Source organism: Bhargavaea massiliensis (genome assembly GCF_018390575.1).
Lineage (GTDB): Bacteria > Bacillota > Bacilli > Bacillales_A > Planococcaceae > Bhargavaea > Bhargavaea massiliensis.
The window spans coordinates 76,004-97,176 of sequence record NZ_JAHBCJ010000008.1; the positions used below are offsets into that span (position 1 = coordinate 76,004).

General features: G+C 54.7%; 27 protein-coding genes. 13 read left to right on the top strand and 14 right to left on the bottom strand.

All coding sequences use genetic code 11. The annotated features are described in order from the left end of the window. Positions 1-61 precede the first annotated feature (61 nt). Together KHA84_RS12675 and KHA84_RS12680 are read right to left on the bottom strand one after the other, a co-directional pair. Entirely contained in the window at positions 62-1,264 is a 1,203-nt protein-coding gene (locus tag KHA84_RS12675) for an ABC transporter permease (RefSeq protein WP_213423889.1), read from the bottom strand. Beyond that, positions 1,248-1,997, bottom strand: a complete 750-nt coding sequence (locus KHA84_RS12680; protein WP_213423890.1) for an ABC transporter ATP-binding protein — start codon at positions 1,995-1,997, stop codon at positions 1,248-1,250. Before KHA84_RS12680 ends, KHA84_RS12675 begins: the two co-directional genes overlap by 17 nt. A gap of 128 nt (positions 1,998-2,125) precedes the next feature. On the opposite strand from KHA84_RS12680, the gene KHA84_RS12685 reads away from it, so the two are divergent. The 6 genes from KHA84_RS12685 to KHA84_RS12710 all read left to right on the top strand — a co-directional run bounded on the left by KHA84_RS12685 (position 2,126) and on the right by KHA84_RS12710 (position 5,485). Further along, the gene (locus KHA84_RS12685) at positions 2,126-2,554 is read left to right on the top strand and encodes an HIT family protein (protein WP_213423891.1); all 429 of its coding nucleotides are present in this window, start codon (positions 2,126-2,128) and stop codon (positions 2,552-2,554) included. 110 nt (positions 2,555-2,664) lie between these two features. Beyond that, on the top strand, positions 2,665-3,189 hold the full coding sequence (locus KHA84_RS12690; RefSeq protein WP_213423892.1) for a tryptophan transporter: 525 nt from the start codon (positions 2,665-2,667) through the stop codon (positions 3,187-3,189). A 125-nt stretch (positions 3,190-3,314) separates the two neighbouring features. Continuing rightward, positions 3,315-3,677: a YtxH domain-containing protein gene (locus tag KHA84_RS12695; protein ID WP_213423893.1), complete on the top strand. Its 363-nt coding sequence runs from the start codon at positions 3,315-3,317 to the stop codon at positions 3,675-3,677. A gap of 298 nt (positions 3,678-3,975) precedes the next feature. Further along, entirely contained in the window at positions 3,976-4,590 is a 615-nt protein-coding gene (locus KHA84_RS12700; RefSeq protein WP_272875304.1) for an HTH-type transcriptional regulator Hpr, read from the top strand. Positions 4,591-4,687: 97 nt separating this feature from the next. Then, positions 4,688-5,230, top strand: a complete 543-nt coding sequence (locus tag KHA84_RS12705; protein ID WP_213423894.1) for a DUF3267 domain-containing protein — start codon at positions 4,688-4,690, stop codon at positions 5,228-5,230. Between the two features lie 66 nt (positions 5,231-5,296). Further along, positions 5,297-5,485, top strand: a complete 189-nt coding sequence (locus KHA84_RS12710) for a hypothetical protein (RefSeq protein ID WP_008300758.1) — start codon at positions 5,297-5,299, stop codon at positions 5,483-5,485. 193 nt (positions 5,486-5,678) lie between these two features. Here the strand turns inward: KHA84_RS12710 and KHA84_RS12715 are convergent, their stop codons facing one another. Then, positions 5,679-5,771 carry a YjcZ family sporulation protein gene (locus KHA84_RS12715; protein WP_008300760.1) on the bottom strand — a complete coding sequence of 31 codons (93 nt, stop codon included), beginning with the start codon at positions 5,769-5,771 and terminating at the stop codon, positions 5,679-5,681. Positions 5,772-5,908: 137 nt separating this feature from the next. Here KHA84_RS12715 and KHA84_RS12720 point away from each other — a divergent pair, with 137 nt between their 5' ends. The 5 genes from KHA84_RS12720 to KHA84_RS12740 all read left to right on the top strand — a co-directional run bounded on the left by KHA84_RS12720 (position 5,909) and on the right by KHA84_RS12740 (position 8,863). Further along, the gene (locus tag KHA84_RS12720) at positions 5,909-6,811 is read left to right on the top strand and encodes a peptidylprolyl isomerase (protein ID WP_213423895.1); all 903 of its coding nucleotides are present in this window, start codon (positions 5,909-5,911) and stop codon (positions 6,809-6,811) included. Positions 6,812-6,891: 80 nt separating this feature from the next. After that, on the top strand, positions 6,892-7,368 hold the full coding sequence (locus KHA84_RS12725; RefSeq protein WP_236823276.1) for a GNAT family N-acetyltransferase: 477 nt from the start codon (positions 6,892-6,894) through the stop codon (positions 7,366-7,368). Between the two features lie 118 nt (positions 7,369-7,486). Then, positions 7,487-7,675 carry a hypothetical protein gene (locus KHA84_RS12730; RefSeq protein ID WP_213423896.1) on the top strand — a complete coding sequence of 63 codons (189 nt, stop codon included), beginning with the start codon at positions 7,487-7,489 and terminating at the stop codon, positions 7,673-7,675. 11 nt (positions 7,676-7,686) lie between these two features. Beyond that, on the top strand, positions 7,687-7,950 hold the full coding sequence (locus KHA84_RS12735; RefSeq protein ID WP_213423897.1) for a spore coat protein: 264 nt from the start codon (positions 7,687-7,689) through the stop codon (positions 7,948-7,950). A 103-nt stretch (positions 7,951-8,053) separates the two neighbouring features. Then, positions 8,054-8,863 carry a cupin domain-containing protein gene (locus KHA84_RS12740; protein ID WP_336511153.1) on the top strand — a complete coding sequence of 270 codons (810 nt, stop codon included), beginning with the start codon at positions 8,054-8,056 and terminating at the stop codon, positions 8,861-8,863. 56 nt (positions 8,864-8,919) lie between these two features. Here KHA84_RS12740 and yhaM read toward each other — a convergent pair whose 3' ends face one another. The 9 genes from yhaM to KHA84_RS12785 all read right to left on the bottom strand — a co-directional run bounded on the left by yhaM (position 8,920) and on the right by KHA84_RS12785 (position 17,760). Then, positions 8,920-9,879 (bottom strand): 3'-5' exoribonuclease YhaM, encoded by a 960-nt coding sequence (gene yhaM / locus KHA84_RS12745; RefSeq protein ID WP_213423898.1) that lies wholly within the window; start codon positions 9,877-9,879, stop codon positions 8,920-8,922. Further along, entirely contained in the window at positions 9,876-12,749 is a 2,874-nt protein-coding gene (locus KHA84_RS12750; RefSeq protein WP_213423899.1) for an ATP-binding protein, read from the bottom strand. The genes yhaM and KHA84_RS12750 overlap by 4 nt, the downstream gene beginning before the upstream one ends. After that, the gene (locus KHA84_RS12755) at positions 12,746-13,966 is read right to left on the bottom strand and encodes a metallophosphoesterase family protein (protein ID WP_213423900.1); all 1,221 of its coding nucleotides are present in this window, start codon (positions 13,964-13,966) and stop codon (positions 12,746-12,748) included. Before KHA84_RS12755 ends, KHA84_RS12750 begins: the two co-directional genes overlap by 4 nt. 261 nt (positions 13,967-14,227) lie before the next feature. After that, positions 14,228-15,487, bottom strand: a complete 1,260-nt coding sequence (locus KHA84_RS12760; RefSeq protein ID WP_213423901.1) for an ABC transporter permease — start codon at positions 15,485-15,487, stop codon at positions 14,228-14,230. After that, positions 15,480-16,379, bottom strand: coding sequence for an ABC transporter ATP-binding protein (locus KHA84_RS12765; RefSeq protein WP_213423902.1), 900 nt, complete (start codon positions 16,377-16,379; stop codon positions 15,480-15,482). Before KHA84_RS12765 ends, KHA84_RS12760 begins: the two co-directional genes overlap by 8 nt. Positions 16,380-16,431: 52 nt before the next feature. Beyond that, positions 16,432-16,743 (bottom strand): DUF2178 domain-containing protein, encoded by a 312-nt coding sequence (locus tag KHA84_RS12770; RefSeq protein WP_213423903.1) that lies wholly within the window; start codon positions 16,741-16,743, stop codon positions 16,432-16,434. A gap of 3 nt (positions 16,744-16,746) precedes the next feature. Further along, positions 16,747-16,944: a helix-turn-helix transcriptional regulator gene (locus tag KHA84_RS12775; protein ID WP_213423904.1), complete on the bottom strand. Its 198-nt coding sequence runs from the start codon at positions 16,942-16,944 to the stop codon at positions 16,747-16,749. A 9-nt stretch (positions 16,945-16,953) separates the two neighbouring features. Next, a complete protein-coding gene (locus tag KHA84_RS12780; RefSeq protein ID WP_213423905.1) occupies positions 16,954-17,343 on the bottom strand; it encodes a hypothetical protein in 390 nt (129 codons plus the stop codon). A 12-nt stretch (positions 17,344-17,355) separates the two neighbouring features. After that, a complete protein-coding gene (locus tag KHA84_RS12785) occupies positions 17,356-17,760 on the bottom strand; it encodes a hypothetical protein (RefSeq protein ID WP_213423906.1) in 405 nt (134 codons plus the stop codon). A 142-nt stretch (positions 17,761-17,902) separates the two neighbouring features. Between KHA84_RS12785 and KHA84_RS12790 the strand changes: the two genes are divergently transcribed. Next, positions 17,903-18,088: a YhzD family protein gene (locus tag KHA84_RS12790; protein ID WP_213423907.1), complete on the top strand. Its 186-nt coding sequence runs from the start codon at positions 17,903-17,905 to the stop codon at positions 18,086-18,088. Between the two features lie 47 nt (positions 18,089-18,135). On the opposite strand, the gene KHA84_RS12795 is transcribed toward KHA84_RS12790, so the two are convergent. Next, on the bottom strand, positions 18,136-18,918 hold the full coding sequence (locus KHA84_RS12795) for an enoyl-CoA hydratase (protein ID WP_213423908.1): 783 nt from the start codon (positions 18,916-18,918) through the stop codon (positions 18,136-18,138). 191 nt (positions 18,919-19,109) lie between these two features. On the opposite strand from KHA84_RS12795, the gene KHA84_RS12800 reads away from it, so the two are divergent. Continuing rightward, on the top strand, positions 19,110-19,508 hold the full coding sequence (locus tag KHA84_RS12800) for a VOC family protein (RefSeq protein WP_213423909.1): 399 nt from the start codon (positions 19,110-19,112) through the stop codon (positions 19,506-19,508). A 124-nt stretch (positions 19,509-19,632) separates the two neighbouring features. Here KHA84_RS12800 and KHA84_RS12805 read toward each other — a convergent pair whose 3' ends face one another. Beyond that, positions 19,633-21,144 (bottom strand): coproporphyrinogen III oxidase, encoded by a 1,512-nt coding sequence (locus KHA84_RS12805; protein WP_213423910.1) that lies wholly within the window; start codon positions 21,142-21,144, stop codon positions 19,633-19,635. Between the last annotated feature and the right edge of the window lie 29 nt (positions 21,145-21,173).

Below are 21,173 nucleotides of genomic sequence, written 5' to 3' on the forward strand. Positions count from 1 at the left end.
ATCACCCCAATTTACCATCAAAAGGCTCCGCATCCACTATGGACGCGAAGCCTTTTCACTTCTATTCTTTCTTCCCCGACATCCGGAGCGTGACTTCCGACACAACCAAAACGGCGAACGCGAGCAACAGCAATCCCGTCCCCATCCCGTACTGGAACCACGCCGCAATCAGTACAAGCAAAGCCTGCACAACCTGTACACTGCGGACCGTCCGGCGTACTGCCGATGCACGCACCGTCTCCGTCACCGGATACAGCCGGTCCATCCGGAATTCATGCTGGCTGGCAAGTGCGTCCCACAGCTGATAAGCCGTCGCGAAGGCGAGTGTACCGCTGAAGATGGCGGCGACCGCCGGCATCGGAATGAAGAACGCGCCGATCATTGAGATGGCGGTCAGGCGAACCCACAGCAGGAACAGGTCATCCGAACGGATAAAGGTCCGCATCGCGAGGTAGCGCGGGGCGGCTTTGGATTCAAACGTTGCGCTTCCGTACGCCCAGTCGAGCCACGCCCTCCTGTGGACTGCTCCGCGCAGATGCGGAACGTCCGTGAACTGGTTGGCGAACCGGTAGAACCGGCTCATCCGCCCGCGCTCCAGCTCGATAAAGTGGAGGAACGGGAATGGCTTGCCTTCGCTCGTCCGCTGTTTCAGTACACCGTACACTACGATCGGGATCAGCAGTGCCGCACCGAGCCACCATTTGCCGTACATGGCGGCAACAAGCGGGATCGCCGTCAGGACAAAGCGGATGGCGCGGTCACCCCACGCCCCTTCGCCCTGCTCAGCCCAGCGGTGGGCGAATTCGGTTCGAACGTTCCAGACATGGAGTGCCGCAATGCCGAACACAAGCGCGAGCAGCCCAATCCCTTTAAGTCCGTAAACCGCATTCAGTAAAGGAACAGAGACGACAAACGCAAGGACCGGCAGCAGAATCCCCGTGACGGACGTCCACTTAAGGGCGCTCTGCATATAGCCGCCAAGCTTTTCTTCCATCGGCAGGAAAAAGACGGCATCCGCTTCTTTCAGCAGGGTGGCAGGCGGCGCGTAGGCGAGAAGCGCGGCCAGGATGATTCCTGCCAGCGGAGCAGCCGGAAAGTCTTCGGACACATTCTTGAGCCAGCCGCTGTATGCATACCCCCCCGCTCCGATCAGGAATACCAGGACGATGGCAAGGTGACCGGTAAAGATGAACTTCGTGTAGCGCTGCAGCTCCTCCGTGTAATGGGTGAAGCGACTGCGCCACACGTCACGCAGGCTGCCCATCATCCGGCTCCCCTGCCATCTCGATATACAAGTCGTCGAGCGTCGCGCCCGGCATGCCAAACTGCTCACGCAGCTCGGCCATCGTTCCCGCTGCACGCAGGCGGCCATCATGCAGCAGCAGGATCCGGTCACAGTACTTCTCGGCGGTCGCGAGAATATGCGTCGACATGAGGACGGACGCCCCGTCCGCCTTTTTCTCGCTCATCTGCTCAAGCAAAGAGCGGATGCCGAGCGGGTCGAGCCCGACAAACGGCTCGTCGATGATGTAGAGCGACGGGTTCACGAGGAACGCGCACATGATCATCACCTTTTGCCGCATCCCCTTCGAGAAATGCGACGGGAACCAGCGGAGCCGCTTTTCCATCCGGAATTCGCGCAGGAGCGCCGCGGACCTTGCCTCGAACACATCTTTCGGAATGCCGTAAGCCATCGCTGTCAGCTCCAAGTGCTCGCGGAGCGTCAGCTCGTCATAAAGCACCGGCGTCTCAGGGATATAGGAAAATGAGCTCCTGTATTTCTCGGGATCATCCCGGAAAGCCGTCCCGCCGATCCGGATCTCGCCTTCCGAAGGCTCCATGAGACCGATAATGTGCTTGATCGTCGTACTTTTCCCGGCTCCGTTCAGGCCGATCAGCCCGACCAGTTCGCCGGGGCCCACTTCAAATGACAGATCATGAAGAACCGGCTTACGCGTGTAACCGCCGGTAATCTTTTCCACTTCCAATACGTTCATGCTTCCACCCCATTCTTGCCTCCATTTTATCAAATCCCGGACGGGTTTTCCTTCCGCGCCTGTCCTCTGTTTTCAGAATAATATATGTTAAACTGTTGTCATGATATGAAAAAAGGAGATGTTGACCGATGACCGAATGCATTTTCTGCAAGATGGTGGAAGGGGAAATTCCGGCAGCCAAAGTATATGAGGACGAGCATGTCCTCGCCTTTATGGACATCATGCCGACTACGAAGGGCCATGTCCTGCTGATTCCGAAAGTGCACCGCGAAAACATCTATGAGTTCAGCGAAGACGAAGCGGCACAGCTGTTCTCGGCGGCGCCGAAAATCGCACGCGCACTCAAAGCCGAGTTCGAGCCGGCCGGCATGAACCTCCTGAACAACACCGGAGCGGCTGCCAGCCAGAGCGTCTACCATTTCCATCTCCACTTCATCCCGCGCTACGACCGCCAGACGGACGGGTTCGGGCTGCATTGGGAAACGAAAGAAGACGAGTTCCCGAAAGAAAAACTGCAGGAAATCGCTACGGCAATTGGTGCGCAGATCAAAAACTGATGGATTGAAAATCCCAGCCAAAAGCGGTACAATCGGACTACGCAACCCGCTGTCGGCCATAAGGGCACGCCGGGGGTAGCAAATTTAGCTTAGCTGAGGAGAGATGAGCAATGAAAACGAAAAATCTGGTTTTGATGGCTTTACTGATCGGGATCGGGACGGCGCTGTATCTGGTGATTCCGGGGATCAACGGGGGCATGAAGCCCGACTTCATGCTGACGATGATGTTCATCGGCATCCTGCTGTTCCGCGATATCAGGAGCGTGCTCGTCATGTCGGTATCGACCGGCATTCTGTCCGGCCTGTTCACGACATTCCCCGGCGGATTCATCCCGAACGTCATCGACAAGACGGTGACCGGGATTGTCTTCTTCGGCGTCGTGCTTCTTCTCGGAAAGTTCGCCGATAAGCTGGCCGCGGCAACAGTTCTGGCCGCTCTCGGAACCGTTATGTCGGGTTCGATCTTCCTGTCCGTCGCGATCTTCCTGCTCGGCGGGGATTTCCCGTTTCTGGCGCTGTTCCTGACGGTTGTCCTGCCGGCAATTGCCATGAATGCCATCGCCTTCTTTATCATCTATCCGATCGTTCTCCGGCTCGCGCAACGCTCGAACTACACGCCTGCTGTGTCCCACTGATCGGAACAAACACCCCGGCCGGGATGCGGCCGGGGTGTTCGTTTGTTGTGCCCTCCACTCTTCGCATGTTTTAATAAAGATGCGGAAAGGAATATTGAATGATATAGAGAAGGGAGAGTGCTCTCATGAAGGCATCATCATTTTTCCTCGGACTCCTAGCCGGTGCCGCCGGGAGCGCAGCAGCAGTCCTGCTGAGTGCGCCTCAGTCCGGCAAAGAGCTGCGCTATTCGGTCAAGAACTCGTCCGACAATCTGAAACCGAAAATCGAAGATGTGAAGGCAAAAACAAATGACCTGAAGGCTTCGGTCAAACATCTGGTCAATGAAGCGAAAGAACGCTTCCCGGAAGTCGCGGACGAGCTGAAAACATCGGTTGATATCTGGAATCGCGACACGGAACTAAACCGCGAAAGAATCCAGAAGCGTGTCCAGCAGATCCAGACCTCCATTGCCGAGCTGGAACAGGCGGTCAGCTCAATCAAGAAATGAGGCTCTGCCGATAATAATATTCCGGCGAGCGGAGACGAATCCGCCATTTGGCCGTCTCCCCAAAAAACTGCATTCACCCGGCGGTTCCTCCGGGTCAAAAGGACTCCAAAAACCGGTAAATCCGGCCGGAGTCCTTCTCTATTGTGATTCTCTCCTTACCTTGCCCACCGTGAAACTCCCCGGGATTTCCTCTTTTGCTCTTAAAATGTGACGATTGTTACAGAACCCCTTCTTTCCTATCTATTTTACTGATATACTATTTATAAACTATCCGAAGATTGAGAAAGAAGGTGGGAACTTGGCGGAACAATCCTATACGATGCCTGAAGCCATGTTGTATAGCCAGCGGATGGCACAGCTTTCAAAGGCACTGTGGAAAGCCGTAGAAAAAGACTGGCAACAGTGGATCAAGCCATTCGGCCTGAACATCAACGAACACCACATTCTCTGGATTGCGGCGCATCTTAAAGGCGCGACAATCTCCGAAGTTGCGAAGTTCGGCGTCATGCATGTTTCAACAGCGTTCAACTTCTCTAAAAAATTGGAGGAACGCGGATATCTGTCTTTCTCCAAGCGCGAAGATGACAAGCGCAGTACATATGTTGAAGTGACCGGGCAGGGCCATGGGCTCTTGCTCGAGATCAACAATCACTACTTTGACACAGAACACACTGTTTTGGAAGGCTCTCTTCCCGTACGGGAACTTTACGGCCGCTTCCCTGAATTTATCGAACTGATGGCGGTGATCCGCAACATCTATGGCAACGACTTCATGGATATTTTCGAACAGGGATTCAGGAACATGGAACAGCTGTACGGGAGAGAAGCTAACGATGCAGCTTTGAGCGAAAGCGCCGGCTCCCCGGATGATGCAGAAGAGCTTTCCGCAGAGGAAAAAGACGGAGTTTCCTAATCTCGTATTTTTTCGTTTAAAACGGTTGATTTTTGTCGCGAATCGCAGTACGGTATGTATCATCCATCTTGGGAAGCCACTAAAGGAGATGCAGCTGATGCGATGCTGGAAGACCATCAATGTGAAGAAGCACTACGGACTCAGCCGTTTGTTCCTGCTTTCTTCCATCCTGATGATTGCCGTCTTCATTGTTTCATATATCGGGTTTGAACTGACAAGGGAAAGCGGAAAAACAGATGCGTTTTTCGCACTGTTTCTAGTCGCGGTGGTCCTGCTTTATCCTGTACACAAAGCGCTGCACTTTGCGGTCCTGTGGAAATACCGCAAACGGATCACGCTTGTCGTCAACCGGGACTGGGCGTTTTTCCCGCTCTTCCTGCTGCGCATTTGCGAACCGATCCCGAAAAAGCGGTTTGCCGTCTCGCTCGTAGCACCGTTTTTTATCCTTAATCCGCTGTTTGTTACTGGTGGAATCCTGTTCCCGGTATTCTCGCATTATTTCACGGCGCTGCTCGCTTTTCACTGCGGCATCTGCCTGATCGACTTTGTCTATGTCAAGAACCTCTCCCGTTCGCCTAAATCATCCTACATCGAGGAAAATGACGATGGTTACGAAATTTTGGTTCCATTGCCAGAATGAGCAGTTTTATTTTCGCTCTTCTTCTGTTATGCTAAGTCAATAGTCATGTAGAAAGGGGGAAATGGAATGATCATTCTTGTCACTGTGCTGTTTTCGATCTTCTATCTGTTCCAGATCAACAAGATGACCTATGCCCTCTGTGAAGTCAGGGAAATCCCCGAGGAAAAGCAACCGAAAATTTATCAGACGGTTAACATCCTCATTACCATTTTAATCATCTCGTTTTTTGTCGAGATTATGACTGCTATCTCCTAATATAAATAATAAACGTCCATCCGCCCGGCTTTCCGGGGGATGGACGTTTTTCATTCGACGGTAGGACGGTATTTTGTGCCGGCATCTCCTTTAGTACACCGGACAATCTGCCGGCCATACCGGTCCTTTCCCTTCGCTGCTGTTATACAGGCGGCGCGGCCGAAGGGGGATCATGCCGGCCGGCCCTCACTCATCAGTAGACGTACGCTGCCCCGACGATGATCAGCAGGATGAAAAGGACGACGATCAAGGCGAAGCCGCCGCCGTAGTTGAAACCTCCGCTCATGTGATCACCTCCCTTCTCTCCCGTATCGTATGCGCGGGAGGAAGGGGTCTGTGGGCATTTGCCGGGAACCTTTTTGTAGACGGAGCGTTTTTATGATATATTTACTTTTGTTTACACAACCAGAAGGGGAGTTTAAAATGAAGAAATCTGTAATCGCGGCCACTTTCGCCGCATCGGTGCTTGCCCTCTCCGCCTGCAGCAACAACGCAGGAGAAGACGTGCTCGTTACGTCCAAAGTGGGCGACATCACACAGCAGGATCTGTATGAGGAAATGAAGACAACTGTCGGCGAGCAAGCGCTCCAGCTGATGGTCATTGAAAAGGTACTCGACGATAAATACGATGTTGACCAGAAAGAAATCGACAAGCAATTTAACGATATGAAAGAACAGGCCGGCGACGGCTTTGACTCCTTCCTGGCCCAGCAAGGGTACACGGAAGAAAGCTACAAAGACATGATCAAGCTCAATCTGCTTCAGGAAAAGGCGCTGACAGACGGCGTTGAAGTGACCGATGAAGAAGTCGACCAGTACATCGACCGCATGGGCACTGAGCTGAATGCCCGCCACATCCTCGTCGACGATGAAGAAACAGCAAAAGAAGTCAAGGCCAAGCTGGATGAGGGCGGAGACTTTGCCGAGCTGGCGAAGGAATACTCTACAGAGCCGGCTGCTCAGGAATCCGGCGGCGATCTCGGCTGGTTCGGTCCTGACAAAATGGTCGCCGATTTCACAGATGCAGCTTATAGCCTTAAAGTCGATGAGATCAGCGACCCGGTCAAGTCCGACTTCGGCTACCACATTATTCAGGTGACCGATACACGCAAAGCGGAAGATGCCGAGAAGAAAGAAGACATCACCGACGAGCGCCGCGCCGAAATCAAGGACGAGCTGATCCAGAAAAAGGCCGATCCGAACGCACTGATGGACAAGCTGTCCAAGATGCTCAAAGATGCTGACATCAAAATTAAAGATGAAGATCTGAAAGATGCGCTTGACCAGTTCTACGGTCCGGCAGCAGATTCCGAAGAGAAAAAATAATGGATAAAGAACCGGCAACCAATACGGATGCCGGTTCATTTTTGTTATAATGGTTGAAATTCATCCGGGGAGGGATGGCCATGATCCGCAAAATGGAGCAACAAGACATCACTGCGGTCCGACAGGTTGCCATTGAAAGCTGGCATGACACGTATGAAGGCATCATTCCACAGGAAATCCGGGGGCGTTTCCTGGAAGCGGCTTATAGCCCGGCTTCCTTGCAGAGACGGCTGGAGCAATCCACTCTCTATGTAGCCGAACAAAACGGTGCCGTTGTCGGCTTCGCCAACTTCTTCCTCTTGCCGGAACCAGGTGACGCCGAGCTCTCGGCAATCTACCTTCTTCCCGCCTGCCAGGGACAAAAAATTGGGACCGCCCTGCTTGAAAGCGGTATGGCCGACCTGACGGAAACCGAGCGCCTGTACATCACAGTGGAGCGGGACAACGGGAACGCAAGACGGTTCTATGAAGCGCGGGGCTTTAGCACTGTCGCTGAATTCGAAGAAGACTTTGGCGGACACATCCTGAACAGTGTACGGATGATGCGCCCTCTCTGATAAACATCCTCTGCCCCGGACAAATAGCGCCGGGGCATATTTGGTGTGGATGCATTGGCGCAGCATGCAGGATGGATTCCCATAGGATTGGGGATATTTATTGAAAAGAAGGTGCGATATGAACCACGATCTAACTGAACTCGAGGTCGAACATCTGCGGAGTCTGATCGGCGGTCATGGCAACGTCTCCAAAAAATTGGAGGATTATGCTCAGCGCTGCTCAGATCCTGAGCTGAATACCATTTTCGAACGGGACGCCCAGGCCCCCAAGCAAGCGCAACAGGAGCTCTTGTCCTATTTGAATTAAGGAGGATGTGCATGTTCCAGGATAAAGAAATGGTTAATGACTATCTCGCTGGCTTAAATGCAAGCCTGGCCGGCTATGCCAACATCATTGCACAGACGAACAACTCAGAACTCAGGCAGACATTGATCCAGTTGAGGAACCAGGATGAGTCGCGTCAGCGGACACTCTACAGCTATGCCCTCCAGAAAGGGTACTACAAACCCGCCGCACCCGCCTCAAAAGAAGTGTTTCAGCAGTTGCGGACCCAATTGATGGCCGAACAGCAGCAAAATTGACTTTACCCAGAGCCGGACATTCTGTTCGGCTTTTTGCATTCAAGAACGATTTAGATTCCTTGGCATATGATGGTCCCAAGTCTGTTTGAAGGGATTGGAATATGTGTACAGTCAGCATTACGGATATCATCCTCCCCCTTTTCCGGGTTATTATGCCGGGACCCCGTACTATTGGTCCTACACCGCAGGAACTCCTTATGCCTACCCGCCAGCACATGACCCGGTAAATCAGGGGATGTCCGCACAAATACTGAGAGATTACGGACCCGACCCGTTTACCATCAATATCAACCGGGCAGCCAGGCTTAACCAAAATTACCGGACTGCATTATGGACCGGTCCTCATTTGCAGGTCACCTTAATGTCCCTGAATCCTGGCGAGGACATCGGCTTGGAGATCCATCCCGACGATGATCAGTTTTTACGGATTGAACAAGGTCAGGGAATGGTCCAGATGGGCAAAAGGAAAGACCGGTTAGACGATGTACGACATGTCCGTGAAGACTCAGCAATCATGGTTCCAGCCGGCACCTGGCATAATCTGACCAACACCGGCACGATTCCGCTAAAACTCTATTCCATTTATGCTCCACCCCACCACCCGTTCAACACGGTACATCCTACAAAAGCAGACGCGATGGCTGCAGAAAACAGTAAGTCTCCCAGCGCAGGAACTAGCGTCACGATAGACGGAAAAACTCCCGATGAATGGGTCAGGCACACGGAGTATTTAGTGAATGAAGGGCTGAACGACGTCAGAAGAGGGATCAACTCAACGCATATCCTCCAGGAGTTCATCCTCATGGGGGTTCTTGTAGGCAAAGGGTATTCCCCTGAAGAAGCGTATGAGACAGTGGAGGAATGGGAACGGACAGGTGTTTCAAAACTGCTTCAGCAAAGCAAAAACATGTAGCGTCATCTAAAAGAGCCCGACTCATCGAGTCGGGCTCTTTTGATATAAGGCCATGCTCATTCGAACGTCGGCTTGTAGAACTGGCGGTTATCCAGCGGGAACAGCCGCTCCGTGAATTCACCTGGCTCTGCCTTCGACAGTGCCCGGTTAAGCATGTTCATCTTGGCGTCGATATTGTCGATGTAATGGAGGATTTCAGCTTCTTTCAGCATCGGGCGCTTCGGGCTGCCCCATTCTTCCTTGCCATGGTGGCTCAACACCATATGCTGCAGGAGTACGACTTCCTCTCCTTCGATGCCGAGCTCTTTTGCGGCCATGGCGATTTCGTTGACCATGATCGTGATATGTCCAAGGAGATTGCCCGTTGGCGTATAAACGGTGCCGACCGGGCCGGACAGTTCCACGACCTTGCCGACATCATGGAGGATGATCCCCGCATACAGAAGGTCCTTGTTCAGGGTAGGATACAGTTCGGCGATCGCCTTGCCGAGGCGCAGCATCGAGACGACATGGTCGAGCAGGCCTGATACGTAGTCGTGGTGATTTTTCGTTGCCGCAGGGTAGACGAGGAACGCCTCCCGATGCTGCTTCAGCAAATGCCTGGTGATGCGCTGGATGTTCGGGTTAGTAATCTCGAAGATATAGGGAGACAGTTCTTCATAAAGTTCCTCTTTTGACTTCTCGGCGCTCGGCACAAGGTCGGAAATCTGGATCGGCTCATCCGGCTTGGCAGGACGGATGCTTTTGATGCGGAGCTGGTTTCTGCCCCGGTATTCATGGACATCGCCGCCGACTCGCACAATCGATGCCGGCTGGAACATCTTCTCGTGCTCCTCTTTCGCATCCCACAGCTTTGCTTCGATATCCCCCGTTTTGTCTTGCAGGATAAGCGTCATAAATGGGCTTCCCGTCGTCGTGATACCCTTGGTCGCCTGCTTGATGAGCATGAACAGATCGACACGCTCGCCTGTTTTATAGGTTCCGATTCCTTTGGTTTCGGTTCCGATTCCTTTCATTTGAGCACTCCCCTTTCGCTCCCGGCTTCGGCCACGCGGATGACGGCGGCCTCGCTGAAGGCGCCCGCCATCTCCTTGTGGCAGGTGAAATACAGGAACTGGTGATGAATCTTCAATTCTTCCAATAAGTTTATCATATTGCCGAGCCGCATCCGGTCGAAGTGGACGAACGGATCGTCCATGATGATCGGGAACGGGGCTGAATCCAGCAGAGAAGCGGCAAGTGACAGCCTCATGGAGATATAGGCCTGCTCCTTTGTCGCCTGGCTCAGCTCATGCAAATCAAACCGCAGACCGTTCTCCCCTTCGGCCTCGATCCGTCCGCCGTGAGTCAGCACAAGTGCCGCGTGGGCACCGCCGGTGAGATTTCTGAACCAATCGGAAGCCCGCCCGATGACGTCCGGAAGTTTCTGTTCCTTGAGTTTTCCCGTGGCACCCTCAATCGCAGAGACGGCGGCTTTCCGGGCAGCCCATTCTACGGCGAGCTCGCGGAACATTGCCTTCTTGTCTTCGAATTCCTGCAACAGGGCATCATATGCGGTGTCCGTCACAAGATGACTCATTCGAGCTTCCAATTCAGCCTGCTCTTTGAGCAGACGGCTCCGGTCATCCGAGAGTGACTGCAGGGATACTCGGTTCCTCTCCATCCGAAGACCAATTTTCTCGATGTCCGGAATATCTGTCTCACCGGGAGCGCCGACCTGCTTGAACTGCTCGCCGATGCGTCTGAGCGTCTCCCGGAGTTCCGCTTTTCTCTCGGCTTTCCCGGAGGCTTCATAAAACGATTGCTCATCGGCAGCTGCAGCTGCATCAAACAGCGTCCCGATTTCGGTCTCGAAAGCTGCAGTGAGGCTTTTCGCCTCGGCCCGCTCCTCTATCAGCCTCTTCTGTTCCTCAAGCAGCCGCACCCTCGTCTCGGCAGCCCGCACAAGGTCCCTCTCCGCTTCTTTAAGAGCGGAAAACAGAAGCGGATCCGGGACCGGATGCCCGATCAGCTGATGCGCGCGGCTCCTGATGGAACCGGATGTCCGGATTGCCCGGTCCCGCTTTTCTTCTTCGGCACGGAAACGGCGCATTGTTTCCTGAAGTTCCCGGACCAGCCGAAAAAGTTCCGGCACGATGGCGGCAGGCAGCCTGCCGGTAATGCCGTAGGCTTCGAGAAATGCTCCTAAACGGTTTTCGGTATGGTCAAGGGCCGCGGCAGCGTTTTTCCTTAAACTGCGGAGTTCCGCCACCTCGCTCCGGATCCGTTCTTCGGCTTCGATAAGCCGGTCCAATTCAGCAAAGTGCCGTCCGACCCGTTCTGCCCTGCGGTCCAGTTCCTCTTCCCTTCCGCCATAATGGCTGAGAAGCCGACGCTCGTCCTCCGTCAGTCCGTCATCACCGCCTCCTCCCTTTAAGAGGAAGTACACGGAAGCGACACCCGCTACCACTCCGGCAGCAGCAAACAGCCAGTTTTCCGAAAAGATGGCCATGGCAATGATCAGTATGGCGAGACCTAAGAGAATCAGGATCGGCAGCCGGCTATCGGTTTGCCCAGCGATTTGCTTGGCTTCCGCGGCCGCGAGGCGCTTTTTGAGCGAGGGCCATTTCGACGCCCATTCAATCTCCTCGTCATCCGGCCCGGATGCCTCAAGCCCGGTCCGTTGTTCGGCAAGCCGGCCGGCCTCGGCTGTCTTTTCGGCAATTCGCTCATCCAGCCGCTCAAGATTTCTTAAGGCACGGTCATGCTCTTGGGACAGACCGTGAAGTTCTTCCTCTTTCCGGATCGAGGCGTCCGCCCGTGCGACTGTCTCTCCGTCATCCAGACCGAGACGCGCAAGGTGGCCGTCCCTCATGCCGGCAAACTCCCGCAGCGACTGTTCCGCACCTGACTCCATGGAACGTGCTTCATGCCAGGCCGCTTCTTCCGCGAGAACCGACCGGAGGCTTGATAGCCGCTCCGCATCCGGCTCTTCCGGCATTTCTCTGCCAACAGCGGCGATCCGCTCCTGAAGATTCCGGATCGCTGCATCTGCTGCCATCTTGCGGTCCTTCAGCGCCTCATACCGGCGGATCCCATCTGCCGGGAATGGCGCATCGCCGATTTCCCGCAACTCTTTTTCCGCCTGCAGACGCTCGATTTCAAGCGGAGCAGCCTGCCTGAGGACCGACAGCCGTTCCTGATCGGCTGTGAGTGCCGCTTCCTCTTCTGCAATCTCCTTTAATCGAAGGGCGAGGTCTGCCGCTCGCTTTTTCATGGGGGCATAATCATCCGACTTTTTCCGATACTCCCCGATCTTGTCCTCGATTTCCTTCAGCTCATTTAATAAGACATTCATCCGGGGAACACGGCCGGATTTTTTGAACAGCCCATCCATCTCTTTTTCCATTTGCGCTTTGAACCCTGCAAGATCCTCAGCACCGGTCGTTCCGGAAGCGATCAGCGCCTGGCCGAGTTCTTCTTCATTCATCCGGCCGATTTCCTGAAGCTGCAGGAGCGAGAAAGAGAAGATGGATTCGAACGATTGCCGGTCGTATCCACGGAGCAGCCGCCCGAGCGCTTCCTCACCTTCTTCCCTGCCGTCCTGAAAGCGGACGGTCACTTCACCGGCGGAGCGGCCGGCAATCCGTTCGATCACACAGGGGCCGAAATCGCTGTCGGTCACGTGGACCTGTCCGCCGTATGCGCCGCCTGTCTTCGGTTCGTACCGGAGAAGCGAACTTCCCCGCTGCGGAAAACCGAAAAGCGTGTGGAGGATAAACTGCCGGATCGTCGTCTTTCCTGCTTCGTTCGGCCCGTACAGCACGTTGATGCCCGACTGAAGGTTGATTGTCACGTTCTCATGCTTGCCGAACCCATAGATGACGAGCTTCGTGATGGTCATCATTCCGCCCGTCCCCCTTTCATCAGTCCGTCGGTGAGCAGCCGCTCCGCTTCTTCCCTGATCTCCCTGAGGCTTTCCTCATCCAGCCGGCCGGTGAACCGGTACGCCTGGCGGTGACCGTACAGGTCGGACAGCCGGCTTTTCCAGCCGTCCCCGTCCCAGTTGACGAGTTCATCCATCACATCCCGGAACAGCCCGCCGGGAACCGCGGGAGCGGCAGCACGCTCCCATGTGATCCGGTGGATACCGACATCCGGGCAATCGCGCATGGCCGCTTCCCGGATGAATTCCAGCCATTCGGATTCCGGAGCATCGCCGAACATCCCTTCCGCCACTTCGTCGATCCCGGTAAGCCGGAGGTCGACCAGCCCGGGACCGTTCGCTTCACGGAATACCCGGATCTGTTCCACACAGCGGTCCAGCCACTCGTCCGCATGGCGAATGCCGGCGCACTCCACTTCTGCTTCGCCGAAGACGAGCGCGCCCGCGGGAATGAAATCAAGTGACGCTTTCTCCTGCCCGATCGTCACGTCATAAAATCCCTTTACGCCGCTTTCCTTCCGGTGAAGTCCCTGAAGGCTTCCCGGGTAGACAATCGGCGGCTGACCGTGGAGCACATGGCGCTTATGGATATGGCCGAGCGCCCAGTAGTCATAGCCTTTATCGAGGAGCTCGTCTTTCGTGAACGGCGCGTACACATCGTGCGCCTCGTCCCCGCGGATGCTTCCGTGAAGCATTCCGATTTCGACGGCATCGCCGCCCGCCTGCGGATAATGCCGGATGACCGGTTCTGTAACATGACGTTCCGGGTAGCTGAAGCCGTGGATCTTCACGGCGGTCCCGCGAATGATCAATTCAGCCGTTTCCACGTCCGGTCCGAACACACGGACATTGTCCGGCAGGGAAAACCGGACCCAGGAACCCGCCAGATGGTCATGGTTCCCGTGGCTGACAAAGACGGGAATGCCCGCCCCGCGGAGCGTTTCCATGCCTTGGCGGAATCGCTCCTGCGCCCGCAGGCTCCGGTCCTCGCCGTCGTATATGTCTCCTGCAATCAGCAGAAAATCCGGCCGCGTCCTGGCGGCATGGTCGATCAGATTGCGGAACGCCGTAAACGTGCTTTCACGGACAGTTTCTGCCATCTTGCCCGGCAAACCGGTAAAACCTTTGAACGGACTCCCCAAGTGCAGGTCAGCCGAATGGATGAATCGGATCGTCATCCGGACACCTCCTCTTAAAGCGAATGTTTGTTCTTATTCTATCATATCAGGGAGGGCTTGGAAATGAGATCTTCGAATTCTACTTTGGGAATGTACGCACTAGTAGCTAGAAACCCCATCATCACTTTCAGGCACTTATTCAGCACATTCAAACGCTCTTTCGGCACTTTCAAGCACTCGTTCATCATACTCAAATCCTGTTTCATCATTTTCAGGAATCATACATTAAAAAACCCCCGCCGGAGCGGAGGAGAAATGCCATTATTCCTTCCCGAGCTGCATTGCCTTTTTCAGGTCTTTCAGCGAACGGGACGGGCCGTACATGAGAACGCCGCCTTTGTAGACGCGTGCGCCAAACCAGCCGAGCACCCCAATCGTCAGTACCATGAGCCCGATTGCAAGCGCCGGCTCCCACCATGGGAGATCAAGCAGCCCGACGCGGAGGAACATGACGAGCGGGGCGAAAAACGGCACATAGGACGAATAGGTCACGAATGCCGCATCCGGAGTCGACAGGCCGGAAGCCGCGATGATGAACGCCACGACGATGATCAATGTCAATGGCATGACCAAAGAGTTCACGTCCTCTGTCCGGCTGACGAGTGACCCGAGCAGAGCAGCAAGCACCGCATACAGGAAGTAGCCGAGGACAAAGAACAAAATGGCGTAGATGATGGTGCTGGCAGGGATGTTCCCGAGGCCCAGTGTCGAGAACAGCTCCTCCGACATGTCGGAAACGGAGGAGGACGACTTCATCGCCAAGTACCCAGTGATGCCGAACAGCAGCATCTGCACAAGGCCGAGCATGCCGATGCCGAGCACCTTCGCGAACATGTGCTTGACCGGAGAAACGCTGGAAATCAGGATTTCCATGACGCGTGAGGACTTCTCGGTCGCCACTTCCGTCGCAATCATGTTGGAATACATGATGACCGCGAAGTAGATGAGGAACATGAGGACATACACGAGGATCCGTGCCTGGTTCATTTCCTCTTCTGTCTTGCCGGAGGAAGAAATTGCTGTCTGCTCAAAGACGACCGGCTCGAACAGCGCGGCTGCCTGTTCCGGTTCGAGTTCCATCTCTTCTGCACGCATCTCGGTCTGCATCGACTGCAGGGCCTCCTGCAGCATCATCGGGAAGCCGAACATTTCCGAGCTCTCCGAAACATATTCGGCTTCGATTGAATTGCCATCCGGGACTTGGAGAATGAGGAACGACTCGATTTCGCCTTCCTTCAGCTGATCTTCGAGTGCACCGCGCAAATCTCCGGTCACTTTAAACTCAGCTTCCTCCCCCATAGCTGCTAGCTGCTGAGCGAGCCGGTCCACGACCGCTTCATTGTCCGTCACGACCGGAATGGCCTTGCTGTCCTCCTCCCCGTCGTCAAACGCCCCGATGATCGTCGTGATGTTCGCCAGGAGGAAGATTCCGGCGACGACCACGGCGGTCGTGATGAGGAAAGTTTTCGACTTTGCCTTGCTCATGAATGCCTGCTTGAAGATGATCCAGAATTCACGCATGCTCGTTCCCCACTTTCGCGATGAAGATATCCTGCAGCGACGGCTCCTCGATGCTGAAGTGGCGGACCGGTCCGGCCTTCAGCGCCTCCTGGAGCAGGCGGTGCGCCGTCTCGTCGTCGGACACCTGGAAGACTGCCCCATTCAGCGCATAGGATGCGTTGCGGACACCAGGTACGGTCTGCAGGGCCGTCAGGTCATAGTCGGAGCGGATCCGGACATTCTGTCTGCCGAACGACCGCTTGACATCTCGCAGGGACCCTTCCACGATCTGCTGTCCTTTGTGGACGATGCTCAGCTGTTCACACAATTCCTCGACATGGTCCATCCGGTGGCTGGAGAACACGATTGTCGCGCCCTGATTGCGCACATCCTTGACTGCGCTTTTCAGTATTTCCACATTAACCGGATCGAGGCCTGAGAACGGTTCATCGAGGATGACCAGCTCCGGCTTGTGCATCAGGGCTGCAATGACCTGGATTTTCTGCTGGTTCCCTTTGGAAAGCTCTTCGACTTTTTTGTTGAGATAGTGGGGGACTTCAAAGCGGTCCAGCCATTCGCGAATTGCCGCTTTGGCATCAAGCCGGTGCATGCCGCGGAGTTTTCCGAGGAAGATCAGCTGTTCTTCCACCTTCATTTTTGGATAAAGGCCGCGTTCTTCCGGCAGGTAGCCGATCTTGTGGCTTGTTCCGTAGTCGATCGGCTTCCCCTTCCAGGTGATGCGTCCTTCAGTCGGGTTGAGGAGCCCGAGGATCATCCGGAACGTCGTCGTCTTGCCCGCCCCGTTCGCCCCGAGAAAACCGTACATCGTCCCTTCCCCAATTGCGAGCGACAGGTTGTCGACCGCCGTAAACTCCCCGAACTTCTTCGTAACGTGATTTAATTCGAGCGCCATCGTCTCTCCCCTTTCATTTCCTTTACGGTTCATCCGAACTGCAGGTTTCAACTTAATACCGTCTTGAGGCAATGGCTGCGCCGACAATATATGAAATCATATGCAGCATATAGATCGTCATCAGGACGAAAAAGGCCGTCCCGACCGGCTCGATGATCATCACGACCGCCCAGGCGATGAGTATCACAATCGTCGTGACGACCCAGGAAAACGACCGTGCCCAGTTATGAATCGCATGGAACCGTTCATCATACCGCCGCTCCTTCTTGCCTTTCCTCCAGCTAAAGAACAGGACGATGGCTGCGACCAGGAAACCGAGCGGCAGGCCTGCCAAAAACGAACCAAGTTCAAATCCTTCACGCATCTTTCACTCCTCCTCCGGGTCAAATAAGTCTTCGATGCGGCAGCCGAATACGCCAGCCAGCTTGAATGCCAGTTCCAGCGACGGATTGTACCGTCCCTTTTCCAGTGAGATGATCGTCTGTCTTGAAACACCGAGCGCTTCGGCGAGATCGTCCTGCGTCATCCCGCGCTCGGACCGATTGTCCCTGATATAGTTTTTCATGGCTTCCTCCTACATCCTTTTCGTCAAGACAATCGTGGTCACTGCATTGGTCAATCCGAAAAACACGAAGATGGCAAGCACAGCCTGCAGCGCCGTCCAATTGGTCGGGTAGGTTGCCAACACGAGAATCAGACCGGCCAGCACCAGGATGAAGATTTGGGAACTGAAGAAAGACGAACCTTCGATAATCCGGCGCCACCGCTCATCCTTCATGTCCCAATGCGGGAAAACCATCAGGTTGTAGAACAGTGGGATCAACATCATAAAAGGAAGCAGTGCCGCGAACCAGCCGAGCTCTCCGTGTTGGAGCTGACTGATCACTCTGGCTAAGCCCCAAAATCCAATGATGATCATCAGGGCGATCAAGAACCACGTGGTAAACTTTTCACTGGGCTTCATCATGTCCACCTCCTACATCTTCCTGGACAAGGCGACAAAAGTGATAAATACAGATGAAATGAGAAATGAAGCGATGACGGATACAGTTTGGTAACCGTTCATCTCCAATGGTGTCAGAGCAAAAACTGTCAGGAGAACCGCCAGGAACACGAGCAGGATAAAGTAGTTGTAGAACATCCCGCGTTCCCGGATCTTTCTCCAGCGCTCATCATCTGCTGCAAAATGCGGGTGCAGCGCGGACAGGCACCACAGCATGATCGCCGTGGAGGCCAGCAGCAGCTCATGCCCGACCGGAAACTTTCCCGACAGAACCGATGAAAGGATGAACAGCCCCGCCACTGCGGACTGGTAAATTGCAAGTCCGGTAAAGACGCCTTTTCCCGGTGTTTTCAGCACGGCAATACGCTGTATGCGCAAGGTAAAGCCTCCTTTACGTAAACCTAACTTTACGTAAAGCCTACTTTACTTTATTCAAGGCGTCAAGCAACCTTTACAAAATTCGTTCATTTTTTCAGAATATCTTTTATAATGGGGATAGAATCGAAAGGGGGATGCTGATATGAAGACGTACAAATTGACGGCTTACAAGCAGGACGGGGAACTGATCACGGAGGAAACATTCGAAGCGGAGCATGACGACGCGGCGAAGGAAAAGGGGCGCGCACTCCTCGATGAAAAGGATTTGTCCGAACAGACCCACCGCCTGGCCTCTCCGGAAGGCAAATTGCTGCTGTTCCATTCCTGACACAGAAAAACCCGCGGCATCCGTTCAACGGATGCTGCGGGTTTCTTTTATTGTCCTGTAAATGCCGGCTTTCGTTTTTCAACGAATGCCTTGATGCCTTCTTTATGGTCGGCAGTTTCCCTCATAGCCTGCTGGGCGTCGCTTTCAAGTTCCAGGATGCTCCGCAACTCCTCAAGACGGGACGTGTGGAGGATTCCCTTTGAAGCGATCATCGCGCTGATCGGTGTGGACAGAAGTTTCTTCGCCATCCCTTCCGATTCCTTATGCGCTGTGCCGTCCTGGGCGACCTCGTCGATCAGTCCCCAGCCCGCCGCCTGCTCGGCCGGCATGACATCGCCCGTCCAGATCATCTGCTTCGCTTTCGGAACGCCGATCCGCTCCTTCAGGAAGAAGTGGCCGCCTCCGTCAGGCACGAGTCCGATGCCGATAAAGTTCATCGCAAGTTTCGACGACTGTTCCGCGATGATCACATCGCAAGCAAGGACCATGCTGAAGCCGAGGCCCGCCGCGGCGCCATGCACGGAAGCGATCGTAATTTGCGGCAGCGTATAAAGCGCAATTGCCAGGCGGCTGATGTCTTTCATGACAACACTCAGGTCCATCGGGTTTTCCGGATCGATCATCTGCTTGATGTCGCCGCCAGCGGAAAACGCCCGGCCTTCGCCTTTCAGGATGACGACCTGGACGGAACGGTCCTCTTTAAGTTCTTCAAATGCATCGGCCAGTTCCTTCATCATCGTGCTGTTCATCGCATTCATCGCATCGGGACGGTTGAGGACGACTCGCGCCAGTCTTCCGTCCCGTTCAAGGCGGATTGTTTCGTATGCCAAAAACGACACCTCTTCCTATAGATATGAATAGTCGTTCACCACTGTAGGCTTTCGGTGCCGCTAAGGCGTTTTCCTTTATTCCAAGGAGAATTATTTATGAAAAACACTTCTTTCCAAGTCCAGCTCACCAATACTTTCGGTAGATTCGCTATAATAAACAGGAAGAAATGTTCTCAGGGAGGAACTTGATCATGAAAATCGGCAGCATTTTTGTTCCGGTATCGGATTTGGATCATTCTGCCGAATGGTTCGAATCCCATCTCGGGCTCAAGCGGATCGGTGAATGGGAAGGCGGCATCGGCTACGCGCTGCCGGGCGGCTCTTCTCAGCTTGCGCTCGTGCGCACGAAGACCCGCCAAGGCACGGAATTCCTTTTGGATGAAAAAGAGCAACATGTCTTTTACAACCTGCTCGTCCCGGATGTCCGCGCCCTGCACCTGAAGCTCAGCACCCGCGCGGTCGTCACGACGCCGGTCAAGGAAGAAAACGGCATGAAGTACTTCGACTTTTTCGACCTGGATGGCAATACGTTCAGCGTGGTGGAAGAAAATCCGGACTCGCCATTTCATCCGGACAATGTGAAAAGCTAAAATTTGGACCCGACCGGCAATCCGGTCGGGTCTTATTTGTGAAAATGACAGCCGGGTGACTCGAAATTCCGGGCGAGTGCTTCGAAACTTGCCGTGAGTGCATTCAAACCGGATTTCCTGCCCCTTATTTTGCCGTTACCGCTCCGCCGAACAGCTCATCAAGCATTTCGATCTTTTTGTCGATCGATTCCGAATAGCTCAGGATGTACGCCGACGGGTCTTTCGGGTTGTGGAACTGGGTGATGCGGCCGGTTTCAGGATTGACGAACTTGCTTGACGCGCCACAGCCGAGCCCGATGATCGTCTGGACCTCTTCCATGATGACGATGTTATAGATGCTTTCCTCGCCCGGCTTGGAATAGCCGACGTTCTCGAGGTTGCCGAGGATGTTTTTCTGGCGGTACAGGTAGTACGGGACGTAACCATTCCGCGCGGTCCAGTTTTGCGCCATGTGCATCATGTCGACGACGGTGTCGCGGTCCGCCACTGTGTACTTGGAGCGGTTGCGCGTCATCTCGGATGCCCGCTTGAACGACAGCGTATGGACGGTCAGCGATTCCGGCTGGAGCTTTTCCGTCTCGGCGAGCGAGTGCGCAAACTCCTCCGTCCCTTCGTTCGGCAGGCCGATGATCAGGTCCATGTTGATGTTGTTCATCCCCATGTCGCGGGAAAGGTGGAATTTGTCGATCGTCTCCTGTACCGTATGGAACCGGCCGATCGCCTTGAGGGTCTCGTCGGTGTACGACTGCGGGTTGACGCTGATCCGGTCGATGTTCCACTTTTTCAGGACATCGATCTTCTCAGGCGTGATCGTGTCGGGACGTCCCGCCTCGACCGTGATCTCGCGGACGTTTTCGATGTCCGGGAAGGACTTGTAAAGCGTCTCGTAGAGCGCGTCCATCTCATGCGCTTCGATCGACGTCGGCGTGCCGCCGCCAAAGTAGACGGACGTCACTTTGATTCCGCGCTCCTTCAGCCAGGCGCCGATTTCCTCGATCTCCACGTGAAGCCCGTCCAGGAACGACTGGACGCGCGTGCCCCGGCGCGGAAGTGCGTAGGCCGGGAACGTGCAGTAAGCACATTTCGTCGGGCAAAACGGGATGCCGATGTAGACGCTGACCTCCTCGCCGATCTGGTCGAGGTCCGGGATCATCTTCAGCTGCCGCGCGACGATGTCTTTCATGAGTTCGATCTTTTCCGGTGTGATGCGGTAGTCACTGATCAGCCGCTCCGAGATTTCTTCGTGCGTGAGTCCCTCCCGGCGCATCTTGTGGTACAGCTTTGTCGGCCTCATGCCGGTCAGGATGCCCCATGGCTGGATGAGTCCCGTCGACTGCTCGAGGACATCAAGGAAGACGTGGGAAAGCACCCGCTTCAGCTGGCGCTTTTCCGCTTTCGGATCGCCGCAATGCGCAGATTCTTCTTCATAGGCAGCGGTGTATTCGAGGCCGCCATCCCGGAGCATGGCCCGTCCGCGGATGATGCCGCCTTCCTCGGACCAGTGGAAAGTGACGCTGACGCCATCCTCCGGTTCCTCCTTGACCATCTCGGTTTCCTCAAAGAACAAATTGGCAATGTTTTGGAACATGCGGACCCAGTCCTGCTCGAACGATTCTTGTATATAAACTGGTTTCATGTTGTGCTCCTTGTTTCAGTGGAATGAAA